At 61.4% G+C, this 22,713-nt stretch carries 20 protein-coding genes and 3 pseudogenes; 17 read left to right on the top strand and 6 right to left on the bottom strand.

The window, feature by feature from the left end:
* The first annotated feature begins 217 nt into the window (after positions 1-217).
* From GNZ12_RS19545 to benC, 12 genes are all read left to right on the top strand, one after another.
* Positions 218-1,123: a VOC family protein gene (locus GNZ12_RS19545; RefSeq protein WP_235993811.1), complete on the top strand. Its 906-nt coding sequence runs from the start codon at positions 218-220 to the stop codon at positions 1,121-1,123.
* Positions 1,124-1,218: 95 nt separating this feature from the next.
* The gene (locus tag GNZ12_RS19540; protein ID WP_216673278.1) at positions 1,219-2,109 is read left to right on the top strand and encodes an alpha/beta fold hydrolase; all 891 of its coding nucleotides are present in this window, start codon (positions 1,219-1,221) and stop codon (positions 2,107-2,109) included.
* An 11-nt stretch (positions 2,110-2,120) separates the two neighbouring features.
* Positions 2,121-2,696, top strand: coding sequence for a flavin reductase family protein (locus tag GNZ12_RS19535; RefSeq protein WP_172312675.1), 576 nt, complete (start codon positions 2,121-2,123; stop codon positions 2,694-2,696).
* On the top strand, positions 2,693-3,910 hold the full coding sequence (locus GNZ12_RS19530; RefSeq protein ID WP_172312673.1) for an acyl-CoA dehydrogenase family protein: 1,218 nt from the start codon (positions 2,693-2,695) through the stop codon (positions 3,908-3,910). The genes GNZ12_RS19535 and GNZ12_RS19530 overlap by 4 nt, the downstream gene beginning before the upstream one ends.
* 90 nt (positions 3,911-4,000) lie before the next feature.
* Entirely contained in the window at positions 4,001-4,783 is a 783-nt protein-coding gene (gene dmpE / locus GNZ12_RS19525; protein ID WP_172312671.1) for a 2-oxopent-4-enoate hydratase, read from the top strand.
* 20 nt (positions 4,784-4,803) lie between these two features.
* Complete coding sequence (locus GNZ12_RS19520; RefSeq protein WP_172312669.1) at positions 4,804-5,760, top strand: acetaldehyde dehydrogenase (acetylating); 957 nt, start codon at positions 4,804-4,806, stop codon at positions 5,758-5,760.
* Positions 5,757-6,794 (top strand): 4-hydroxy-2-oxovalerate aldolase, encoded by a 1,038-nt coding sequence (dmpG, locus tag GNZ12_RS19515; protein WP_172312667.1) that lies wholly within the window; start codon positions 5,757-5,759, stop codon positions 6,792-6,794. Before GNZ12_RS19520 ends, dmpG begins: the two co-directional genes overlap by 4 nt.
* A 167-nt stretch (positions 6,795-6,961) precedes the next feature.
* Positions 6,962-7,819, top strand: a complete 858-nt coding sequence (locus tag GNZ12_RS19510) for an alpha/beta fold hydrolase (protein ID WP_172312665.1) — start codon at positions 6,962-6,964, stop codon at positions 7,817-7,819.
* Positions 7,820-7,951: 132 nt separating this feature from the next.
* Positions 7,952-9,025 (top strand): porin, encoded by a 1,074-nt coding sequence (locus GNZ12_RS19505; protein WP_172312663.1) that lies wholly within the window; start codon positions 7,952-7,954, stop codon positions 9,023-9,025.
* Positions 9,026-9,087: 62 nt separating this feature from the next.
* Positions 9,088-10,338 carry an MFS transporter gene (locus tag GNZ12_RS19500; protein ID WP_172312661.1) on the top strand — a complete coding sequence of 417 codons (1,251 nt, stop codon included), beginning with the start codon at positions 9,088-9,090 and terminating at the stop codon, positions 10,336-10,338.
* 79 nt (positions 10,339-10,417) lie between these two features.
* Positions 10,418-10,738: a hypothetical protein gene (locus GNZ12_RS19495; protein ID WP_172312659.1), complete on the top strand. Its 321-nt coding sequence runs from the start codon at positions 10,418-10,420 to the stop codon at positions 10,736-10,738.
* 705 nt (positions 10,739-11,443) lie between these two features.
* A complete protein-coding gene (gene benC, locus GNZ12_RS19490; RefSeq protein WP_172312657.1) occupies positions 11,444-14,233 on the top strand; it encodes a benzoate 1,2-dioxygenase electron transfer component BenC in 2,790 nt (929 codons plus the stop codon).
* Positions 14,234-14,255: 22 nt separating this feature from the next.
* Here benC and GNZ12_RS19485 read toward each other — a convergent pair whose 3' ends face one another.
* Complete coding sequence (locus GNZ12_RS19485) at positions 14,256-15,188, bottom strand: helix-turn-helix domain-containing protein (protein ID WP_172312655.1); 933 nt, start codon at positions 15,186-15,188, stop codon at positions 14,256-14,258.
* A gap of 124 nt (positions 15,189-15,312) precedes the next feature.
* Between GNZ12_RS19485 and GNZ12_RS19480 the strand changes: the two genes are divergently transcribed.
* The 4 genes and pseudogenes from GNZ12_RS19480 to GNZ12_RS19465 all read left to right on the top strand — a co-directional run.
* Positions 15,313-16,158, top strand: a complete 846-nt coding sequence (locus GNZ12_RS19480; protein ID WP_172312653.1) for an SDR family NAD(P)-dependent oxidoreductase — start codon at positions 15,313-15,315, stop codon at positions 16,156-16,158.
* A 13-nt stretch (positions 16,159-16,171) separates the two neighbouring features.
* Positions 16,172-17,914 (top strand): FAD-dependent oxidoreductase, encoded by a 1,743-nt coding sequence (locus GNZ12_RS19475; protein ID WP_328806034.1) that lies wholly within the window; start codon positions 16,172-16,174, stop codon positions 17,912-17,914.
* On the top strand, positions 17,911-18,258 hold the full coding sequence (locus GNZ12_RS19470) for an NIPSNAP family protein (protein ID WP_172312649.1): 348 nt from the start codon (positions 17,911-17,913) through the stop codon (positions 18,256-18,258). Before GNZ12_RS19475 ends, GNZ12_RS19470 begins: the two co-directional genes overlap by 4 nt.
* Positions 18,259-18,348: 90 nt before the next feature.
* A pseudogene (locus tag GNZ12_RS19465) lies at positions 18,349-18,612 on the top strand (AMP-binding protein); the annotation flags it as partial.
* 14 nt (positions 18,613-18,626) lie between these two features.
* On the opposite strand, the pseudogene GNZ12_RS19460 reads toward GNZ12_RS19465, so the two are convergent.
* Positions 18,627-20,073, bottom strand: a pseudogene (locus tag GNZ12_RS19460) (ISKra4 family transposase).
* Positions 20,074-20,108: 35 nt separating this feature from the next.
* On the opposite strand from GNZ12_RS19460, the gene GNZ12_RS19455 reads away from it, so the two are divergent.
* The gene (locus tag GNZ12_RS19455) at positions 20,109-20,309 is read left to right on the top strand and encodes a hypothetical protein (RefSeq protein WP_172312643.1); all 201 of its coding nucleotides are present in this window, start codon (positions 20,109-20,111) and stop codon (positions 20,307-20,309) included.
* Positions 20,310-20,482: 173 nt separating this feature from the next.
* Here the strand turns inward: GNZ12_RS19455 and GNZ12_RS19450 are convergent.
* The 4 genes and pseudogenes from GNZ12_RS19450 to GNZ12_RS19435 all read right to left on the bottom strand — a co-directional run.
* Positions 20,483-20,931, bottom strand: a pseudogene (locus GNZ12_RS19450) (hypothetical protein).
* 155 nt (positions 20,932-21,086) lie between these two features.
* Positions 21,087-21,293, bottom strand: coding sequence for a hypothetical protein (locus tag GNZ12_RS19445; protein WP_172312647.1), 207 nt, complete (start codon positions 21,291-21,293; stop codon positions 21,087-21,089).
* Positions 21,294-21,331: 38 nt separating this feature from the next.
* Positions 21,332-21,580, bottom strand: a complete 249-nt coding sequence (locus GNZ12_RS19440; protein ID WP_172312645.1) for a hypothetical protein — start codon at positions 21,578-21,580, stop codon at positions 21,332-21,334.
* 255 nt (positions 21,581-21,835) lie between these two features.
* On the bottom strand, positions 21,836-22,713 hold an 878-nt coding region (locus GNZ12_RS19435; protein ID WP_235993809.1), incomplete at its 5' end, for an IS5 family transposase.

Genomic DNA, 22,713 nt, shown 5'->3' with positions numbered 1-22,713 from the left:
CGCATGCGCCTCGGCGGTTGGTGGCACGCTTGGGCGTTACTCGCTGTTTGGGCGCACAGCCTTGCCGGGCGCGGCGCACATGTCATTACGGCGTGCCGCATCGCGCGCTTGGCACACCGTTTGCATAGAGAGGTCCACGATTCGCGAAAATCTCAACGCGTTCGTGAATTAGAGAGTCCTTAATACACATAAGCTGGATGGAGGAGATATGGCCAACATGGCTGCGGCAATTTCGAACCTTGGGTACGTCGTGTTCGGGGTCAAGGATCTGGGCGCATGGGCGGATTTCGCTCATAACCTGATGGGTTTTCAGATCGGAACGCGCGATGGCGGCAATGCGCTCGTGCTGCGCATGGATGAGCACGTGCAGCGCATCGTGCTGGAAAAGAGCGACGCGGACGATATTCAGGAAGCCGGCTGGGAGTTCGAGACCGAAGAGGAACTGGACCGCTTCGCTCAACAGCTTCGCGTGAGCGGCCTCGCCGTGACACAAGGCAATCGCGACTATTGCGCGCAACGCTGCGTTGAAAAGCTGTACTACTGCGAGGACCCGAACGGCTACCGGCATGCGTTCTACTTCGGGCCGGCGATCGCTCCGATGACCGAGCCGTTTCGCTCCAGTGTCCTGCGCGGCGCCGGGTTCGAGACGGGGCAGCTTGGCATTGGCCACATTCTTACGCGCTCGGACAATTATCCGGAGTCCGTCGCGTTCTATCGCTCCGTGCTCGGATTGCGCGTCAGCGACTATATACGCGAGGAACGCGAGCCGGGCATCGTCGTGGACGCGACGTTCATGCATACGAAAACCGGCCGCCATCATTCGCTCGCGACCGCAGCGATTCCCGGGTCAAAGCGGCTCAATCATCTGATGGTGCAGGTCAAGGAAATGGACGACGTCGGCCTCGCCTATGACCGCTGCATGGCGGCAGGCGTGCCGATGATCCTGCATCTCGGCCACCATCCGAATGACCAGATGTTTTCGTTCTACGTGCAGACCCCGTCGGGCTTTGCGCTCGAATACGGCCACGGCGGCATCGTGATCGACGACGCCACGTGGAAGGTCGTCAACTATTCGAAGCTGAGCGACTGGGGCCATAAGCGCACGCCGCCCGTGCCGGCCTGAACGCCGCAGGCGGCCGCCACCTTTTCTCTTCCCCGCTGAGATGACTGTGAACCGACACGTACGGTCGGCGGGAAGCGTGTTGCCTTTTTCTGGAGATGAATGTGAGTATCTGGATCGATTTTCTTGGAGCGGAAGTCCGCTATGTTCACACGCCCCGTTTCGGCGCGACGCGTGTGATCGAGGCCGGCCGACAGAATCGCGAGACGCTGGTGCTGATGCACGGCATCGGCGGTCATGTCGAGGCATATGCAAAGAACGTTGTCGCGCTCGCACAGCACTATCACGTGCTCGCGTTCGACTTCGTTGGTCAGGGGCTGTCCGAGAAGAAAACGGACATCGGCTACGAGATCGATGATTACGTCGAGCAGTTGCGCGAGCTGCTCGACGCGCTCGACATCGAGCGCGCCCACGTGTCGGGTGAATCGCTCGGCGGCGTCGTGACGGGCTGCTTCGCGGTGAAGTATCCGCAGCGCGTGCATCGCATCGTGCTTAACACGACCGGCGGGATTCCGATCGTCAGCGAGCAGGGGCATCGCGACCTGAAGAACCTCGCCGAGCTGAGTCAGCGCAACTTCGGCAAGCCGCCGACTGCCGAGAGCGTGCGCGCGCGGATGCAGTGGCTGATCCACGAGAGCAACTGGCACCTGCTCGACGACGAACTGATTGGCAGCCGTCTCGCAATCTATTCGCGACCGGACTTCCAGCAGTCGGCGCCGCTTGTGTTCGGCCGCCTGATGCGCAAGGCCGGTGACGCCAGCCAACGCATGGACATGATCGAACTGGAACGACTGCAATGCGAGACGCTGCTGCTGTGGACGAAACATAACCCTATCCACGACGTACTCGCGGCGCAGGCCGCATTGCCACGTATCGCAAAGGGCACGCTGTACGTGATGCAGGGGGACGCCGCGCACTGGCCGCAATACGAGCATCCCGACGAGTTCAACGCGGTGATGCATTCGTTTCTTTCAACGGGGCAAGTGTGATGGCAACCGCTATGACTACCACGGACGGTGCCGTGGCCTGCGACGAAACGCCTTATGTCGGTGTGGACGCATCGCTTTTTCGGTCTGGCATGAGGCGGCTTGCTGCCAGTTGCACGGTGATCGCGTCGCGTAGCGGCGACTCGCGAGCGGGCCTGACCGCGACCGCGATCTGCTCGCTCAGCGCTGAGCCTGCGCGGCTACTGGTCTGCGTGAACCGTTCGGTGCGCGCGCATGCCGTCATCAGTGAATCCGGCCTGCTGAGCGTGAACGTGCTCACTGGGTATCAGGAGGACATCGCGAAGCGGTTCGCCGGGATGGTGATCAACGTGGTCGGCGATGACCGCTTTCACGGCGCAGGCACTTGGCGCGACGGAAAACTCGACATTCCGATTCTCGAAGGCAGTCTCGTGTCGTTCGGTTGCAGGGTTATTGAGGAAATACCGGGCGGTTCCCACACGGTCTTTTTGTGCGACGTCATCGAAGTGTGTTGTGCAAAAGAAGAAACGCCGCCGCTGGTGTATTTCGGTGGCAAGTTTTCCGGCCTGCATCAGGCGGAGTCAGACAATTCCAATGGAGGAGCAGTATGAACACGGTTTTGAAAGATCCAGTCGGCTACCCGATTCCGACTGAAGCGGTGCTAGTCGAACGCGCGAAGGCCATGATCCCGATGCTTCGCGCACGGGCCGCGGAAGTCGAGCAGGCGCGCTCGGTCCCGGCCGACATCATCGAGCACTTCAAGCAGGCGGGTTTTTTCCGCATCCTGCAACCGCGTCGCTGGGGCGGCTATGAAATGAATCCCGCGGTCTTCTTCAAGGTGCTGATGGAACTGGGCCGCGGCTGTTGCAGCAGTGCCTGGAACATGATGATTCTCGGCATCCACACGTGGGAGTTCGGTCATCTCGACCCGCGTGCCTGTGACGACGTCTGGGGCAAGGACGACTCGGTCATCGTCGCGTCGTCGTACGCGCCGTTCGGCACCTATCGCAAGGTGGACGGCGGCTACATCATCAATGGCCGGTGGCCGACTTCCAGCGGAACGGATCATGGCCAATGGGCGTTTCTCGGGCAGATTCTGCTCGACGAAAACAAGCAGCCGGTTGATCGCCTGTCGGTGCTCGTACCGCGCACGGACTACACGATTCTCGACGACTGGCACGTGTTCGGCCTGGCCGGCACCGGCAGCAAGAGCGTGGTCGTCAAGGACGCGTTCGTGCCGGAATACCGCGCGCACAGTCTCGCGGATTACAGCATGAGCGATCGCGGTAACACGTACCTGTATCCGTTCTCGCAAATTTTCTACGCAGCGGTGTCGTCGGCGATCAATGGCATGGCGCAAGGCGCAGTGGACGTTTTCATCGAACAGATGCAGACGCGCCGCGATACGACCGGTGGCGGCAAGACGAGCCTGAGCCCTTACGTGAAGGATCGGCTCGGCAATGCGGTGGCGCGGGTACGCTCATCGCGCGCGCGGATTCTGCACATGATGGATGAGACGACCCGCTATACCGAACAGCGCGAACTCGTGCCGCTCGACGAGCGCGTACCGGGAATGCTCGATATTGCGCGAGTGGGCCGCGAAAGCGAGGAAGCGGTGATGCTGCTGTTCAAGGCGCTCTCGGCGCGCGGCATTTATCTCGACAACCCGTTGCAGCGCATCCTGCGCGACGTGATCGCGGCGGCCAATCACATCACGCAGAACGCGGACGATACGGCCGGCACGCTTGGCGGTTATCTGCTTGGCCAGCCGCTGCCGCCGCTGTTCTATTCGCGCGACCCGCTGCCCGCGCAGACAACAGCATAGCCGGCGCGGTTGCAGCGCGGCACTTTCGAGGCGCGGCGCGCGAGCGGCCGCGCCCCTCCCGACATTTACGTATGACGCAGGAAACACGCAATGGACCCTTCACTGATATCGGACCTCGGCGACGAACTTTGGCGCGCGCTGCGCAGCCAGACGGCGATCGATCCGCTCTCGGGCCGTTATCCGGACCTGAGCATCGAAGACGCTTACCGGATCCAGCAGCATCTGATCGCGCGCCAACTCGACGCAGGCGCGCGCATGGTCGGCAAGAAGATCGGCGTGACGAGCGAGGTTGTGATGACGCTGCTCGACGTTCATCAGCCGGACTTCGGCTATCTGCTGGACACGATGCTGTGTGCGGAAGGTGACCCGATCGACACGTCGAATCTGATTCAGCCCAAAGCCGAAGGCGAGATAGCGTTCGTGCTGAAACACGATCTGAGCGGCCCCGGCATTTCCGTGGCAGACGTGCTGCGCGCGACCGAAGGGGTACTGGTGTGCTTTGAGATCGTCGATTCACGTATTCGCGACTGGAAGATCCGCATCCAGGACACGGTGGCCGACAACGCCTCATGCGGGATGTTCGTACTCGGTAGCCAGTTGGTGGACCCGCGCTCGCTCGATCTGCGCACGTGCGGCATGGTGCTTGAACGCAACGGCGCGGTAGCGACGACAGGCGCGGGTGCCGCGGCGCTGAACTCGCCGGCGAACGCGGTAGCCTGGCTTGCGAATACGCTCGGCCGTCTCGGCGTGTCACTCAAGGCAGGGGAGGTGATCCTCTCGGGTTCGCTGGGGACGATGGTGCCGGTGAAGGCGGGCGACAACCTTCACGTCTCGATTGGCGGCATCGGCCAATGCTCGGCACGCTTCGTTTGACAGAAAGGGCAGCGAAAACCATGACACAACAGAAGAGCAAAGTGGCGATCATCGGCTCCGGCAACATCGGCACGGACCTGATGATCAAGATCATGCGTCACAGCAAGCATCTGGAGATGGCCGCGATGGTTGGCATCGATCCGGCATCGGACGGTCTCGCGCGTGCCGCACGCCTCGGCGTCGCGACCACACACGAAGGCGCCGAAGGACTGACGCGCCTGCCGGTGTTCGACGAGATCGACTTCGTGTTCGATGCGACGTCGGCGGGTGCGCACGTGAAGAACGACGCGCTGCTGCGCAAGCTGAAGCCAGGCGTCCGCATGATCGATCTGACGCCTGCCGCGATCGGTCCGTACTGCGTGCCGGTTGTGAACCTCGACGCGAACATCGAAGCGCTCAACCTGAATATGGTCACATGTGGAGGGCAGGCAACCATTCCCATCGTGGCGGCCGTGTCGCGCGTGGTAAAGGTCCACTACGCAGAGATCGTCGCGTCGATCAGCAGCAAGTCCGCCGGTCCCGGCACGCGCGCGAACATCGACGAGTTTACCGAAACTACCTCGAAGGCGATCGAGGTAGTTGGCGGCGCAGGCAAGGGTAAGGCGATTATCGTGCTCAATCCCGCCGAGCCGCCGGTGATGATGCGCGACACGGTGTACACGCTGTCCGACACGGTCGACCGCGAGAAGGTTGAGGCCTCGATCGAAGAGATGGCGCGCAAGGTTCAGGCGTACGTGCCGGGCTATCGACTGAAGCAGAAGGTGCAGTTCGACGAGATACCAGCGAACGCACCGCTGAACCTCCCGGGCGTCGGCCGCTTCAGCGGGCTGAAGACGTCCGTGTTCGTCGAAGTGGAAGGCGCGGCGCACTACCTGCCGGCGTATGCGGGCAATCTCGACATCATGACCTCCGCCGCGCTCGCCACCGCGGAGCGGATGGCACAAACGCTGCTGAGCGGCGAGGGGGCACACGCATGAGCAACATCGGCAAAAACCTCTACGTCTCCGACGTGACGCTGCGCGACGGGAGTCACGCGATCCGCCATCAGTATTCGATCCAGAACGTGCAGAACATTGCTCGCGCACTGGACAAGGCGAAGGTGGACAGCATCGAAGTCGCGCACGGCGACGGCCTGCAGGGTTCGAGCTTCAACTACGGGTTTGGCGCGCATAGCGACCTCGAATGGATCGAAGCGGTGGCGGATGTGGTCGAGCATGCGCAAATCGCAACACTGCTGCTGCCGGGCATCGGGACGATTCACGATCTGAAGGCTGCGTACCAGGCAGGCGCGCGCATCGTGCGCGTGGCGACGCATTGCACCGAGTCGGACATCTCGAAGCAGCACATCGAATATGCGCGTGAACTCGGCATGGATACGGTCGGCTTCCTGATGATGAGCCACATGACCACGCCGGAAAACCTTGCCGTCGAAGCGCAGAAGATGGAGCGCTATGGCGCGACCTGCATCTACGTGGTGGATTCGGGCGGTGCGCTGACGATGGACGGCGTGCGCGCACGCTTTCGCGCGCTGAAAGCGGTGCTGAAGCCGGAAACGCAGACTGGCATGCACGCACACCACAACCTGTCGCTGGGCGTGGCGAACTCAATTGTTGCGGTCGAGGAAGGCTGTGACCGCATTGACGCGTCGCTGGCAGGTATGGGCGCCGGCGCGGGCAACGCGCCGCTGGAAGTATTCATCGCAGCGGCGGAGCGTCTTGGCTGGAATCACGGCACCGATCTCTACACGCTGATGGATGCCGCCGACGACATCGTGCGTCCGCTTCAGGACCGGCCAGTACGCGTGGACCGCGAGACCCTCGCGCTCGGTTACGCGGGTGTTTATTCGAGCTTTCTGCGGCACTCGGAAGCGGCTGCTAAGAAGTACGGTCTGAAGACGGTGGACATCCTTGTCGAACTGGGCAAGCGACGAATGGTAGGCGGGCAGGAAGACATGATCGTGGACGTTGCGCTTGATTTGAAGCGCGCGCAGACGGCCGAAGTACCGATCTAGTCGTGACCGTTCACTATTTGCGAAAGCGTTGTTCGGATTTGTTGTATTTCAGGTTGACGGGTATGGACGGATAATTTTCGCAATACTAATCAGATGGCTTGGGGCGAGGTTCACATCCCCGAAAACATTGTTGATATCGGACGATAGTCTGATCAAGGAGGAGAGCAATGATTGCACTGACTGAAGCAGGTACGAGCAAGTATGCACAGATCAAGGAGGGCAACCTTGACCTGAAAGTTCACTACAACGACGCTGGGGAAGGGGAAGTTGTCGTGATGATGCACGGTTCCGGACCGGGTGCGTCCGGCTGGAGCAACTTCCACCGCAACATTGGACCGGTAGCGGACGCGGGCTACCGGGTAATTCTGCTGGATTCGCCCGGTTGGAATAAGAGCGATCCGATTCTTTGCACGAGCGGCTCGCGGGCCGATCTCAACGCACGGGCACTCAAGGGGCTGCTCGACGAGCTGGATATTGAGCGTGCTCACGTCGTAGGGAACTCGATGGGCGGCGTGAATGCGCTTTCATTTGCGCTGAACTATCCGGAGCGTCTGGGCAAGATGGTGATCATGGGTGGCGGCGGCGTTGGTCCGAGCCTGTTCCAGCCGATGCCGCTTGAAGGCATCAAGCTGCTGTTCGGCGTGTACAAGGCGCCGACGCTGGAAAATCTGCGCAGGATGCTTGACGTGTTTGTCTTCGACCCGTCTACGATCACTGACGATCTGATCCAGGGCCGCTTTGAAAACATGATGGCGCACCGCGATCACCTCGAGAATTTCGTCAAGAGTCTGGAGGCCAACCCGACCCAGTTTCCGGACCTGAGTGGCCGTCTCGCCGAAATCGGTGCGCCGACACTGGTTACATGGGGGCGCGACGATCGCTTCGTGCCACTGGACAGCGGCTTGCGCATGATCTGGGGTTTGCGCGACGCGCAGATGCACGTGTTCAATCGCTGCGGACATTGGGCCCAGTGGGAGCACGCGGATCGCTTCAACCGGTTAGTGATCGATTTTCTCAAGCACTGAGTGGCACCGTGACGGGTCCGGAGCCAGACCCGTCAGCGGCCGCTAACGGAGGCGACCTCACCGACACGTCGTGACCGGATGCATTTCCGGGTATGGCACACACAGCAGCAGACAATAAGATTTGGAGACAGGGTGAAAGCGAAAATCATTACATGCGCAGTTGCGACGCTCGTCGCGAGTTCGGCGAATGCCCAGTCCAGCGTGACATTGTTCGGCGCGATCGACGCCGGGCTGACATGGGTTTCTAATTCAGACGGTCACTCGAACACGTTCATGCAAGGAGGAATCTCAAACAATACGGGGTTTGGCATTTCCGCGATTGAGGATCTCGGTGGCGGGACCCGGGCCATCGCGAAACTGCTCAATACCTTCGACATCGGTACTGGGTCGTTGTATTCGCCTGGCATGATGTTCCGTTACTCGTACGTGGGTCTTGATAACGATTCACTCGGCAAGCTCACGATGGGGTTGGAGACCGATTTCATGTTCAACTACATGACCATTGATCGGTGGGGTCCCATGCTGGCTTCGCTGGAGCCGACTTTTACGCAGGGTGGCCCTTACCCGGGGTTGGGCGCGCCCGCGTTTGGTTCCATGGACTTTCTTCGAACCGCAGATCTGTATTCGACGCCTAATGCCGTCAGCTACGAGAGTCCGCGGATTGCCGGCTTCAAATTCGGCGCGATGTACGGGTTTGGTGGTCAGGCAGGTGCGTTTAGCCAGAACAGCACGCAAAGTATGGGTGTCAGTTACAACGCAGGGCCCTTTGCACTCGATGCCGCTTACACGTACACGAAGTTCCCGACGATCAATGCGGGTAATAGTGGGCTCCGCGATTGGGGCGTGGGCGGAAGAGTGCCGATAGGCCAGGGTTTTGCGGCCTTGATGGTTGCGCAGGCCACGAATACGTTCAATAACGCGCGAGTGATGGTGTATGACTTCGCCGCGACCTACCCGCTGAGTCCAGCCGCGATCGTCGGCTTCGAATATCAGTTCAATGATGGCAATCACGCCGTGAACGACGTGAAAATGCATCAGGCTGGTTTGAATCTCGCCTACTACCTTTCGAAGCGTACCAGCGTCTATGGATTTGTCGCATATCAACACGCGTCGGGCGGTGCTGACGCACTGATTCCCGGGGCGGGGGCATTTTCGAGTTCCGGCAACCAGACGATGGTCCGTCTCGGAATGATGCACACCTGGTAGTCCGGTGAATTGCCTGTGTAATCAGCGTCGTGGGTCATATCAAAAGATGGGAGACATGCATCATGCAGACAACTGTTGCCGTCACGGACGACCGCTCCGGATGGAATGTGCGGTATGAAGTCAAGGCCGTATTCCTGCTGGCCCTCGGTTATGGGCTGGTGGGCCTGGACCGGAACATCATTTACCCGCTCTTTCCGGTGATCGCCAAAGAGCTTGGAATGAATTATCAGGATCTCGGCCTGATTTCCGCAGTGCTTTCGCTGTGCTGGGGCCTCGCTTCGATTCTCACCGGGCGGCTTTCCGACCGGATTGGCTGCAAGCGCGTAATCGTGCCGGCGGTCATCGTGTTCTCGCTTCTCGTCGGCGGCAGCGGGCTTGCGGCGGGGATGCTGAGCATGGTGTTGCTGCGCGGCCTGATGGGGATCGCGGAAGGCGCCTATGTGCCCGCGAGTATCGTTGCAACGGTCGAAGCATCGAAGCCGAGCCGTATTGGACTGAACGTGGGTCTGCAGCAGATGTCCGCGCCGCTGGTTGGGCTGGGGCTTGGGCCGCTGATCGCGATTGCGATGCTGAAGGTTGTGCCCAACTGGCACTGGATCTTCGCGATCGTCGCGGTGCCGGGCTTCGTGATCGCCGCGCTGCTCGCGAAGTCGCTGCGTGCGGATGCGCCGGCCGGTCCGGCCAACGCCGCGCAAAGCTCGTCGTGGTTTGACGTGCTGCGCTACCGCAACGTCATTTCGGGCACGCTGCTGATGCTGTGCGCGCTCTCGGGACTTGTCGTGCTGTCGGCTTTTCTGCCTAGCTACCTCACAGATCATCTGCGTCTTAGCATGGATTCGATGAGTCTCGTGCTTTCGGCGCTTGGCGTTGGCTGCTGCCTCGGCGTCGTGGTGCTGCCCGCGCTGTCGGACCGCTTCGGCTGCAAGCCGGTGATAGTGACCGCGCTTGTGTTCGAAGTGATCGGCCTGTGGCTCGTCACACAGACCGGGGCCGAGCCAATGAAGCTTTTCATCCTGCTTGCTTTCGTAACGTTTTTGATGGCGGGCGTCATCGGCATCACCGTCGGGCCGTTCGCGAGCGAATCGGTGCCGCCCGAGTTGGGCGCGACCGCGACGGGAATGATCGTGGGCCTCGGCGAGATCATCGGCGGCGCGGTAGCGCCTGCGGTGACGGGCGGCATCGCGCAGCACGCCGGCATTTCGGTGATTCTGCAGATTGCACTAGGCTCGGCAGTTTTGGGGCTGCTGATCGCCGCGTTCGGAGCGCGGGAGCCAAAGCACGATTTCGCTGCCCGACGTACCGAAGCGGGATGAACGCAGCCGCGTTGTCGCGCCTCGCGAGCGGGGCGCGTACCAGAGCTAATTTATCAACGGGCAAGAAGGAGACAACAGGATGAAGAAATTCCAGGCCGCAACACTGGCCACGCTGATTACGATGAGCTTTGCTGCGTCGGTTGCGACCGCCCAACCGCAACATGCTGACGAGTCCAGCAACGCTGTCGCGGCGGCAAGTCAGCCGAATTCTGCATCAGTGACGAAGGCGCAGAAGAAGGCGGCGCGTAAGGCCGCTCGCAAGGAGGCACGCGCCAGGAGGAACGCCGAGCTGAAGAAGCTGGAGAGTGCGGGCTACAAGCCGGGCGGTTACGACCCGAACTATCCGGAGAACGCGCAAGGCGCGGAGAAGAAGATGGGGGTCGTGCCGACACAGCGGTGAGGGGGTAATCGTGCGCTTCGGGCGAAATCTGGCGGTGGCCGCGCGCAGAGCCGCTCGCAGCAAGGCTTTGCGACGCGCGGCTTTCGGGCAATAGACGGATGCACAAATCGTTGATCGATAAGGATCTCTAGAAACAAACCGCCAGAAATTACACGAAAAGTACGTCAACCCCATCCATCGGGGCTTACTGTAATGCGGCTCGAAGCGAGCTTCGACGCGTCGCTTTTTGTTGAGGATCATGGCGACGCCCCGAGAAAATTTCGGCTGTCATCAGCGCGGGCGCCGCAGGTGACCTGCCGCCAGTTCGCTTAGCGGCCCGCACCAAAAAATTCGATCAGATTGCTGTCAGCGCTGTAATTTATTCAGATTGACACAATTACTACCGAAACGTTGACACCGTCGCGTCGGTCTACGAGGGTGTTCCGCAGGCCGGTGCGCTGTTCACGTCATGTGATCGATGGGCATTTTCCGGACACGGAAGACGAGTGGGGCCCCATTTCCTACGGTCATCCGCCTCCATCACGATGCACGTTTTGTCCGGTTGAACGTCGTCTCTGTCCATTGAGGAGAACGCGGCTCAGGCTCTAAATTGGTGGCATTAAACCCACCGGGCGCTTGCGAGAAACACGAAGACCGCGCGCCACCCCGTCCGAACATCCTGCCAGCGGAGCGCCAGGTTCGGGCGGCTCTAGAGGAGACACCGCCATGGCCCATCAGATAACACTCCGTTTTGAGGACGGAGTGACCCGCTTCATCGAATGCGAAGACACAGAGCGCATCACCGATGCCGCCATTCGCGCGAAGATCAATATTCCCCTCGATTGCCGTGATGGTGTGTGCGGCACCTGCAAGGCGGTCTGCGAGTCCGGCGAGTACGTTCTGGGCGACTGCGTGGAAGATGCGCTTAGCCCGGAGGAGGCGAGCGAGCGCAAGGTTCTCACCTGCCAGATGAGCCCCCGTTCCGACTGCGTGATCCAGATCACCACGAACTCCGATGTCTCCGGCACCGGCCCGTCCTCCTTCAGTGGACGGATCATCGCCTGCCAACGAGCATCGGACAGCACGATCGCCTTCTCGGTGGAGCTGGAGAACCGCGCGGATCTCAGCTTCCTTCCTGGGCAGTACGTCAACATCCGCGTGCCCGGAACCGATCAGACGCGGTCCTACTCCTTCAGTTCGGGGCCGTCCGAGCCGCACTTGTCATTCCTTGTGCGCAATGTGCGTCAAGGGGCGATGTCGACCTGGCTCAGTGAAAGCGCCAAAGCAGGGGACCCAATCGAGTTTCGCGGCCCGATGGGAAGCTTCTACCTGCGCCCCATCGAACGCCCGGTGCTCTTTCTGGCCGGTGGCACGGGCCTCGCGCCGTTCCTCTCGATGCTGGACAAGATCGTCGAAGACGGCGGCAGCCCGTATCCGATCCGCATGATCCTGGGTGTGAACAACGATGAGGATCTGGTTGGCATCGACCGGCTCGAAACCTATGCGAAGCGCCTGCCGAACTTCACCTGTGCCTGCACCGTCGCCAGCCCCGACAGTGCCCACCCCCGCAAGGGCTATGTCACCCATCACATCGTCCCCTCCCAGCTCAACGACGGCGACGCGGACGTCTACCTCTGTGGGCCGCCGCCGATGGTTGACGCGGTGCGCAACTATCTCTCGGCCGAAGGACTGACGCCGCGCAACTTCTATTATGAGAAGTTCGCCGGCAGCGGCCTGGTGGTGCAGACCGGCGAGGAGCGCATCGCGCCCGTTGATGTCGATGAAGCGTTCGACCTGCGCATGGCGCTCGAACTGGGGGCGGCCCAGCTGACCATGGGCCGGCTGTCGAGCGAGCAATTGATCCGCTTCCGCGAGCTTGCCGAGGCGACGGCGCCGTTCGTGTCCGGGCAGCGCTTTACCGACGTTGCGCGCTACATCGAGGCAAACCACGCCTTCCACATGTTCACGATCGAGGCTTCCGGGAACGCCCAGCTGATCGTGCTCTACCGGCAACTGGCCGTGCAGGACTACATCGCTCGCGCGCTGACCGACCAGATCGAGATCGTCGGCGACATCGTCCAGCAGCACCGGGACATTGTCGGCGCCTTCGAGCTGGGCGACCTGAACAAGGCGCGAGACGTGATTGCGCTGCATGCGCTCCGTTCCAAGGCCACGATGAGCCGTGCGCTGGAGCGTATGGCGCAAGGCAAGACGGTACCCAAGGTCGAGGCGCCCCCCGTGCCTCCGCCGGCTGTGCCGCAGAGTGCGCCGCAGGTTTGCCCGTTCACGGCCAAAACCCTTCCGGCCTATTCACACGAACTGGACTGGCCCGAGGGGCTGGAGCCATTCAAGGTGGTCGACGACGGCTCGCAAGGCGACCCTTACGAGCACTACCGCTGGATGCGGGAGCATGCGCCGGTGCTGCGTTGCCAGTCGGCGACTTCGGACGTGTGGTTCCTCTCGCGCTATGACGATGTCTACCAGGCGATCCGCAACCCGAAGCTGTTTTCCTCCGAGGTCGTGAGCCCGCCGCCGCTGACGTTCCTGACGCTCTTCGATGCGCCCGACCATTCGCGCTTGCGCAAGGTCGTCCAGCCGTCCTTCCTGCCGCTGGCGCTCGATCCCTTTATCGAGCAGATCGCGCAAAGGGCGGAGGACCTGCTCGACGCGATGATCGCCAAAGGCGGCGGTGATGTCGTCAACGAATTCGCCATCCCGCTCAGCATCTCGACCATCTCCACGATGATCGACGTGCCGAACGAGGATGAGGAGAAGATGAAGTTCTGGTCGGACGAGACCTTCAGCTACTTCGGCCGCCTCGCCCGCAATGCGCCGGGGACCGGCACCGACGAGCAGAGCGCACAGGCTTTCTTCGCATACCTGAAGGAAGCGATGGAGCGGCTCGCGCTCACCGACAGCCAGTCGATTGGCGGGCATATCGCGCGCATGTGGAAGGACGGTCTCCTTTCGGAAAAGGAAGCGAAGGAGCTGTGCGCGTTCGTCTTCATCGCCGGGCACGACACGACCACCATCCTTGTCGCCAACGCTTTCCGCATGCTCGCCGAACAGCCGCATCTGCTGGGACGTATCCGCGAAAACCCCGCCGACGCTGAGCGTTTCGTCGAGGAGGTGGCGCGCTATCGCGGCACCGTCCAGCGCGTGAGCCGCATCACTACCGAAGCGACCACGGTCGCGGGCGTCGATCTGCCCAAGAGCGCGGTGGTGCGACTGCTGCTGTCGGCTGCGAACCGCGACAGCCGCAAGTTTGCCGACGGCGAGACGTTCGACATCGACCGCGATTCCAGCGGCCACCTGGGTTTCGGCAACGGCATGCACAAATGCCTTGGCGCGCCGCTCGCCAAGCTGGAGACGCTGATCGCGACGAAGGCTCTGGCCCGCAAGATTGGCGCGATGGCGCTCGATCCGGCACGGCCGATCCAGTATGTGCGGGGCAACAATCTGACCAACTCCGGGCCGGAGCGCCTGTTCGTCAAGCTGGGCGGGCTATCGACCTGACCCGGAGGTGGGGGCGGTCGAGTCAGTCCGCTCCCCCTTTTTTTGGCGGCAAGGATCGATCGTGGGCCGCAGAGCGGTATTCGGTAGGCCGCAGTCCCGTCTGTTTGCGGAAGAAGCGACCGAAATAGGCCTCGTCCTGAAAACCCAGTTCACTGGCGATCTGCTTCACGCTGAGGTTCGAATAGCCGAGCAGGCGCTTAGCCTCATGGATCGAGCGTGCGTCGATTGCCTCGATTGCCGAGACCCCGAAGGTTGCGCGGCAGATGCGGGAGAGCTGGCCGGTGGTCACGTCCATCTCGTCGGCGTAGCTTGCGACCGGCCGCCGCTCACGGCAATGGCGGTCGAGCAGCGCGCGGAACCGTTCGATCCGCGCCGCCATTGTCCGCTGCTCGGAACTGGCCGAAAGCCGGGCGCTTTCGCTGAGGCGCCCGATCTTGACGAAGAGGGTGATTGTCAGTGCCGCGCCCGCGGTGAACTGCCAGCGCTCGTGGCTCTCCGCCTCATGCCCGATCGACTGAAAAAGCGTGTCCAGCGGTGTGCCGCGCTCGACGTCGGGATCAACCGATAGCACCGTCGGCGTGCGCATGAATTCCAGCAGGTCGGGCGCGGCCGTCATCGCCAGCGATTCCAGTGCAGGCTGCGCGGCGGTGATGACGTGACCGTCGATGTCGCTGCGAAAGTGAAAGCCGTGAACCGAGTGCGCTGGCACGACGATCAGGCATGGCGCTTCGACTGTCCACGTCCTGCCGTCGATGAAGGTTTCGCCGCCCCCGCGGGTGACGTAGAGCACCTGGATCAGCGCATCGTGGACGTGCGGCTTGATGTCGAAGTCGAAACGGCCGGCACGCAGGGGAATGGGCTCGTAATGCACCATGTCGACCCAGGATTGGCCCGCTTCCGTCCCATAGAGCGCGAAGTGCCGAACGGTCCGGCGGCGCTGTTGGTCATCGGCCATGATGCACGGTATGTCCTGTTATATGTCGTCTCTGTCCATTGTTCCACAGGCGCTTGAGGCGTTCAATGGCGATACGAATTACAGGAAGTGTAATTGCGTGGAAAATTTTAGGGAAAGTAACAGCATGGAACAGGAACTTGAAAATCGCGCGGCCGCCTCGACTGCATACGGGCTGAACCTGGGCGGCAAGGTCTGCGTGATCACGGGCGCGGGTAGCGGCATTGGTGCCGGCATCGCGCGCGCCTTCGCCAGTGTTGGAGCACATGTGGCGCTCGTGGACCGCAATCTTGCCGGCGCCGAAGCTGTCGCCGCCGAACTTCGAAAGGCAGGCGCTGTGGCGCAGGCGATCGGCTGCGACGTGTCGGACGAGGCTTCGGTTGCCGCAGCCGCCGGCGAGGTTCGCTCAGCGCTCGGTCCGGCCAGCGTGCTTGTCAACAATGCAGGACTGCTACGCGCCGGTCCCCTCGAGACGGTCTCGATCGAAGACTGGAACCAGGCCATCGCCGTGAACCTCACTGGCTATCTTCTGTGTGCTCGCGCGTTCGGGCGCGACATGCTGGCGGCGGGCAAGGGCAGTATCGTCCACGTTGCCTCGATTGCGGCGCTCAATCCGCAGACCAATAGCGGTTCCTACAGCCCGAGCAAAGCAGGCGTGCTGCTGCTTTCACGGCAGTTGGCGGCGGAGTGGGGCCCGCGCGGCGTGCGCAGCAATTGCGTGCTGCCCGGCATGATCCGAACCGCGCTGTCCGCGAAATTCTACGAGGAGCCAGGCTTCGAGGCTCGCCGCGCCGCCGCCACTGCGAGCCGCCGCATCGGCGAGCCGGAGGACCTCGCCGGGCCGGCCATGTTCCTCGCCTCTGACCTGGCGGCCTACGTCAATGGCGCCGAGATGCTCGTCGACGGCGGGCTCGATTGCATGCTGATGGACATGGTTCCGCGCCCCGGCTTTAACGCCACCCCGGCCGCGTGAGCACCATCACACCATAACGAAAAGGAGAGTGGATATGGCCAAGGAGATCACTTGCGATCTGGTCGTGGTCGGATCGGGCGCTGCGGGCCTCGCCACCGCGATCACTGCACGCAAGCGCGGCCTCGATGTCATCGTGCTCGAAAAGGAGCCCGTGTTCGGTGGTACCACCGCGCTGTCGGGCGGGGTCTTGTGGATTCCGCTGAGCAAATATGGCCGACAGCAGAACCCGGCGGACACCGTCGAGCGCGTGCGCGAATACATGATGAGCGAGACGGGCAATAACTACGATGCCGCCGCGGTCCAGTGCTTTATCGAGAACGGGCCGAGAATGGTCGAGTTCTTCGAGCGCGAGACTGAGATGAAGTTCGTGCCCACGCTCTATCCGGACTATCACCCGGATGCGCCCGGCGGCGTCGACATCGGCCGCTCGATCCTCGCCGCGCCGTATGACATTCGAGGGCTGGGCAAGGACATGCGCCGTCTCAAGCCGCCGCTCGAGACGATCACCTTCATGGGAATGATGTTCAATTCCTCGAACGCGGACCTCAAGCACTTCTTCCGCGCGACCAAGTCCATTGTTTCGTTCCTCTACGTGGCCCGGCGTCTGGCTACGCACATCAAGGAGCTGGCGCTCTACCGGCGGGGGATCAACGTAACAAGCGGCAACGCGCTCGCCGCGAGGCTCGCGAAGTCGGCGCTGGCGATCGACATTCCGATCCTCACTTCGACGCCCGTGAAGGAACTGCTGAGCGAGGACGGCAAGGTGGTCGGTGTGCGCGCGACCGCAGCGGACGGTGACCTTCGGATCACCGGCCGGCGCGGCGTCGTGCTGGCTTGCGGCGGCTTCCCGCACGATCTCAAGCGCATCGCGCAGGTCTATCCGCATGTGAAGCGTGGGGGTGAGCATCTCTCGCCGACGCCCGTCGGCAATACGGGCGACGGGCTGACCATGGCGGAGAAGGTGGGTGGTGCCGTGGAGCTCGGCTTCCCCGATGCGTCGGCCTGGATGCCTGTCTCAAAGGTGCCCTTCGGCAAGGGCCGCACAGGCGTATTCCCGCATCTGCTCGACCGCTATAAACCGGGCGTGATCGGCGTGCTGCGCAGCGGTCAGCGCTTCACCAATGAATCGAACTCTTACCACGATGTTGGCGCGGCGCTGATCCGCGCCTGCGAGGGTGAGCGGGAGACGGCGATGTGGCTGATCTGCGATAAGGTGGCGCTGGGCAAGTATGGACTGGGCTATGCCAAGCCCGCGCCGATGCCGGTCGGGTCGTTGCTGCGCAAGGGCTACCTCATCAAGGGCGAGACGATCGGCGGGCTGGCGCGCAATTGCGGGATTGCTCCTGATGTGCTTGAGATGACGGTCTATGCCTACAATCTCGATGCCGAGCGCGGAGAAGACCCGGCGTTCCATCGCGGTCGCACATCGTTCAACCGTTATCTCGCCGATCCGGACAACAAGCCCAATCCTTGCGTTGCGCCGATCGCGACCGGCCCCTTCTATGCGGTGAAGGTGGTGATGGGCGATCTGGGCACGTTCGACGGCCTCAGGACTAGCGTTACCGGTGAAGTGCTGCGCGCCGACGGCAGCCAGATTGAGGGTCTTTACGCGGTCGGCAATGACCGGCGCAGCGTGATGGGCGGCAACTATCCGGGCGCCGGTATCACCCATGGGCCCAATATGACTTTCGGCTATGTCACCGGTAACGCCATCGCGACCAAAGCCATGGCCTGCGAAGAGAAGGTGCACGCATGAGTACCCACCCAATGTTTCTGGCAAAGCCCCTCGTGGACTTCCGGGTCTACACTATCGCGCTGCGCAAGATGCCCGAGTTTCTCGAGGTGTTTGACAGGCTTGCCATGCCGATCCTGCGCGAGACGCTTGGACATCCGCTCGGCTTCTGGACAAGTCTGGTGGGGCAGCAGAACCAGTTCACCCACCTGTGGGGGTATGACGATCTGGCGGACTACGAACGACGGTGCGTCGCACGCGATACGCATCCGGATTTCCCGGCCTATCTCAAGGCATCGGGCCATCTGATCACGGCACAGGAGACACGGCTCATTCGTGCCGCCGCGCTGGATAGTGTCGCAGAGTAAGCCGATACTCGAGAGTTTTGCTGTTAGTCGACAGGCTAGCGTCGGATCGCGCCGGTCTTTGATGGTAGGACGCCTCATCAGACAGCGTGCCTGGTTGAACAGGCACGCAAGGCGATTGGCGCGAAGATCGTCTCGGCGTGGGGAATGACCGAAATGGGCGCCGTCACGTTGACAAAACTCGATGACGACGATGAGCGGTCGTTCGCGACCGACGGCTGTCCATTGCCCGGAGTGGAGGCGAAGGTAGTCGACGAGGGCAACGCGCCGCTACCCGTGGGTGCGATCGGCCGGCTGCTGGTACGGTCCTGTTCCTCATTCGGCGGCTATCAGCATCGTTCGCATCTCAATGCAACTGTTGGTGGAAGCCGTTAAAAATCCCGGGATGTTTTCTGCCAGGGCCACGTAACACGTCGCTGTCCAATCCACGGAAACTGCCGGCGTGCGAGTTCGTGGAATTCTTGGTTCAACAGCGCGACGCGCAATTGCACGACACTGTGTGCCCCCACGCGACTCCAGCGCATATGCTGGCTCTTGCACATTCGACGGCCAACTATTCGGTTGATCGACGATTCGACGAAGCCGGTGGAGATTCGCCATCCTACACGTTGCCATGTGCGATAGTCGATCGGCGACTCAAAGTTGCTCTTGAGATAGGCGATCACATTTGTGAGGCTGTAGCTCGCTTTCTTGACTTGGTTGCTCAACGCCGGATCTCGGTTCTCACGCAGATCAAGCAGGCGAGTGAGCTTTGCTGCGAGCTGCTGCCAAGCCACTGAGTCTTCGACCCAAACGTAATGGCGGAAGCGGACGAACAGATCCCACAGTTCGAACGCTGATCCACTGTCCGTGAGTCGCCCATATGCCAGAGGCGCGATAGCTTGATCGACGCGTCGCAACATCCGCCCGATGTGCGCCCAATCGAGAATCCACTCACTATCGTAGGGAAGGTCGTTCGCGACGCCGGCCAGGTCCGGTTCACCATCAGTCAGGACAACGACTTCATTAGGATCCCCGTATCCACTGTCCTCCATGAATCGTGTCGTTTCTTCATTCAGTCGCTTGGAGCGCGGCATGGCGGAAGCCCACGCACGTGGTTGCTCACCGGCTTGGCCCACAGCAGCAACGACGACTGCGATCGACGATGACCCGTTTCTGGCTTCTGCGCGATTGTCGCTTGCTCGAACCCTTGAAATTGCTACGTGCGCGACGGACATAGCCGACGTCAATGCCAAGCTCCGCATTCGGCTTCGTCGTCTCGCACCACCGGCGCACAGGCCGTGCGTGCTGTATCGATTTTCCGGCGGTCACGGTGTGATTGCGGATGGTTACATGATTGTCGCGGCCTGAGGTGGGTAGCAGAAGGTCCATGGCGCGCCTGGCTTTCCGATAGGGCATCGTGGCGCCAAGCTTCGCGTGCAGCCATCTCAGTTCACCGGTGCTTGCCTCCGTCAGGTAGGTCTTGAGCGGAGAAACATATCTTGAGCCGTCAGCACCACAGTTGCAGGCCTTCCATCGTTCGCGGCAATAGAAGACCTTTCCCAGTGCGGTCTTCAGCTCCGAGCAATGACTGTCGTGCAGGCGGCGCTGCGCGCCGCAGACCACACATGCTCTACGCGATGCGTAAAAACGTTCGATCTGCTCGACGACAAACTCCTGCTGCACACAATTGACCAATGACTTGCCTTCGGCGAGTGACAGTCCCACGTGCCCGGGCGGCTGGTTTTCAATGGCCCTGTGAAACCGCATGACCTCAACCCTCTTCACCACACTTCCATCGCCGTAATGGGTGAGGGGGTGTTCGTGCCTTTTGTGCAACTTATGGCGGTTTGATCCTAAAAATCATTCGATCAATGTCTTGCGCATCCGACGATTGCGCGAAAGCCGTGGAGCCGCCGGGCCTTGCTGCAAGCGGCTCTGCAAGTGACTATCGCCAGATTTCGTACGATTACCCCTTCAATGCCGATCTCGCCCTTGCACACATTCAGCAGCAAAGTGTGCAGTCGATCGCCCAACTCGCCGACGTGCCGCTGCTACGAGCGGTGAATCGATGACTTCCCGCATTTCCACGGACTGACCAGCTGCGGGGCGATTTACTCACCTTGCGGCCGCTTTGTTCCGATAGCGAAATGAGTCCGTCTGTCCTGGGCAGATGAGCAGCGTGGATCAGTACCTGTAGCGGCCCGATAGCAGTAAGCGACTCGCGATGACCGCGCCGCCGAGCGCGTCACGGTCCACTGCAAAAAATGGCCGTTAGCAAGAGGGGGACTACTTGATGAATGACAGCGCCGCTGCCGGCCTGGTGCGCGTGCGCTTCTACTGACTCGGTGGGGCCGATCACTACCACGCCATAGGCTGAGTCCGTAACAGGCGGGCCATCTCCGCGTTTGAACAGTGCATCGTCGTGTTCATACCCGAGAACGGCGTAGACGCGAAAGCCAAATGCCGTCAGGTTGCTGCCGTGCGCCGGTCGAAATGCGTTGACCGAGTTCGCTTCGACGCGCATCGGCTTCGGATCGATGTATGGCCCTTCAGGAGCGGGGCGATGAACGCGTGTGCGTTCGATCTACAGTCGAGTTGCGGATCGAGCGCGTAGGCGTAGGACGAGACCGGCGGGAGCCCCGCGGCGATAGCAGCAAGCGCCGTCACCCAGGCGCAGATTGCGGAAACCTTCATCAGTCTCTCCATCCAATCGAGCTTGCTCCCCCGTGTGAGCGAACTCGATTCGGCACCAGCATGTTCTGCACCCGCTCCAGTTTCATGGTCAGCGGCCAGATGCGCATTCCGGGTCAGCGTGAAGGTCTCCATGGTGGCGCTCCGGCACCATTTATTCAAAATGATGAAGACTCCGCGCACAGGCTGCCCCGACACTGAGACCCATCGGACTCCTCGTTATTCGCCAGCGTCGATTCCAACGCGCGAACAAAACGCTGAAACGCATCGAGCGTTCCATTGACGCTTCGGTACTCGGTGCGACCGATTCTGCCGTCAAGTACGACCAGCATTCCAGCATCCGCCGCCAATTCCAGGATGTTCATTCCGTTCTCCTGAGATCGCCCGACTATCGACCCATCACTCATGCCGCAAGCGGGTAAGCGCGCATCGCCGGCGTGCTCGCCTTTGCCGGGAACACGTTCCACGAACCGTCATCGTGCCGGAAGAAAACGATGGTCAAACCTCCGTCCGGCCGCATCACGCCGATGCGCACGTAGCGCCTTCGATCCGATGGTGTGCGACTGAACTCCATCACGCGTACCGTCACCACCGCAGAGTGCCCAAACCACTTTTCGACCAGCGATCGCAAGCACATCTTGCCGGAACCCATCTCGCTCTCCTCTCACCGCGGCGCCACCATCGTGCCCCACCAATTCGTGGCTGGAACATTGCAACCAACTGGTTGCGGGTTTCGATCAAAATCATGGTGGCGTTTCTTACGGATTACGAAGGCTGCGCGGAATGGGGTGTTGGAAAGCGCGCGATGCGCAGACATGTTCTGTTATGCGAAGTTGTATCGATGACGCGGACGAGCGACATCGCGGCGCGCGGCGCCGGTGATGAAGCACAGGTCCCGGGTGGGTGATCAGCTACGGCAGTAGTGCCGCAGATTGATCATCGTGTAGGCGAGCGTCTTTAACGCGTAGTGCACGTCACTGATGCGTTCGAAGCGCAGCAGCAGACGGCGGAACTTATCTTCCCAGGCAAAGACGCGTTCGATGGTCCTGAAGCGCTCCTCGAAGATCGCCGGATCAAAGCGCTGCTTGCGACCGCGTTTCGGTGTTTTGCGCCCACGCGGGTTCTCGGGGATGTTCGGGGTCATACCGCGATTGAAGATCGCCTTGCGGTTGGCCCGGCAATCGTAGACGCCATCCAGACTGACGGTTGAACCTTGCAGGTCCGCGCCAATGGCGCGGGCCATTTCGGTTAGTCTGGGCAGCGCGTCGCGCAACAGCGGCGATTCGTTGCGGTTGCCCGGGGCCGTCACGAACGGCGCGATGATGTTGCAGTCGCGATCACAGAAGGCGACGACCTTGCAGCCCTTGAGATGCTTGTGTCCGCTATACCCGAGGTTGTCGCCGCCTTTTTTCGCTGCAGTCGTCGTGCCGTCGCCGTGGATGACGGAAGGGTCGAGGAGCTGGTCCTGATGAAGTTTATGTACCGTGCCCGAAAAGATCCGGTCGATGCTGCCATCGGCCTGCCAGCGCCGCATCATCCGGTAGATACGCGTGTGGTGGATTTCGGGGAAGCCTTTGTCATTCCTTTCGATCGGCAGCATCTTCCATTGGCAGCCCATGTACAGTATTTGCAGGATGTAGTTGAAGATCTTGCGCAATGGCAGCGTGGGTGGCGGTCCGCGTCGGCCACGACTCAGGTGCGGCAAGACAAATTCCTCGAACTGCGCTTCGCTCAATTTCGTCGGAATCGCTTGCCAGCATGGGTTACCCGTCATTCGATGAGTCC

It is taken from the genome of Paraburkholderia solitsugae (assembly GCF_013177695.1).
GTDB lineage: Bacteria > Pseudomonadota > Gammaproteobacteria > Burkholderiales > Burkholderiaceae > Paraburkholderia > Paraburkholderia solitsugae.
Note: the sequence above shows the minus strand (reverse complement) of the source record. Positions and strands in the feature narration are given on the sequence as shown.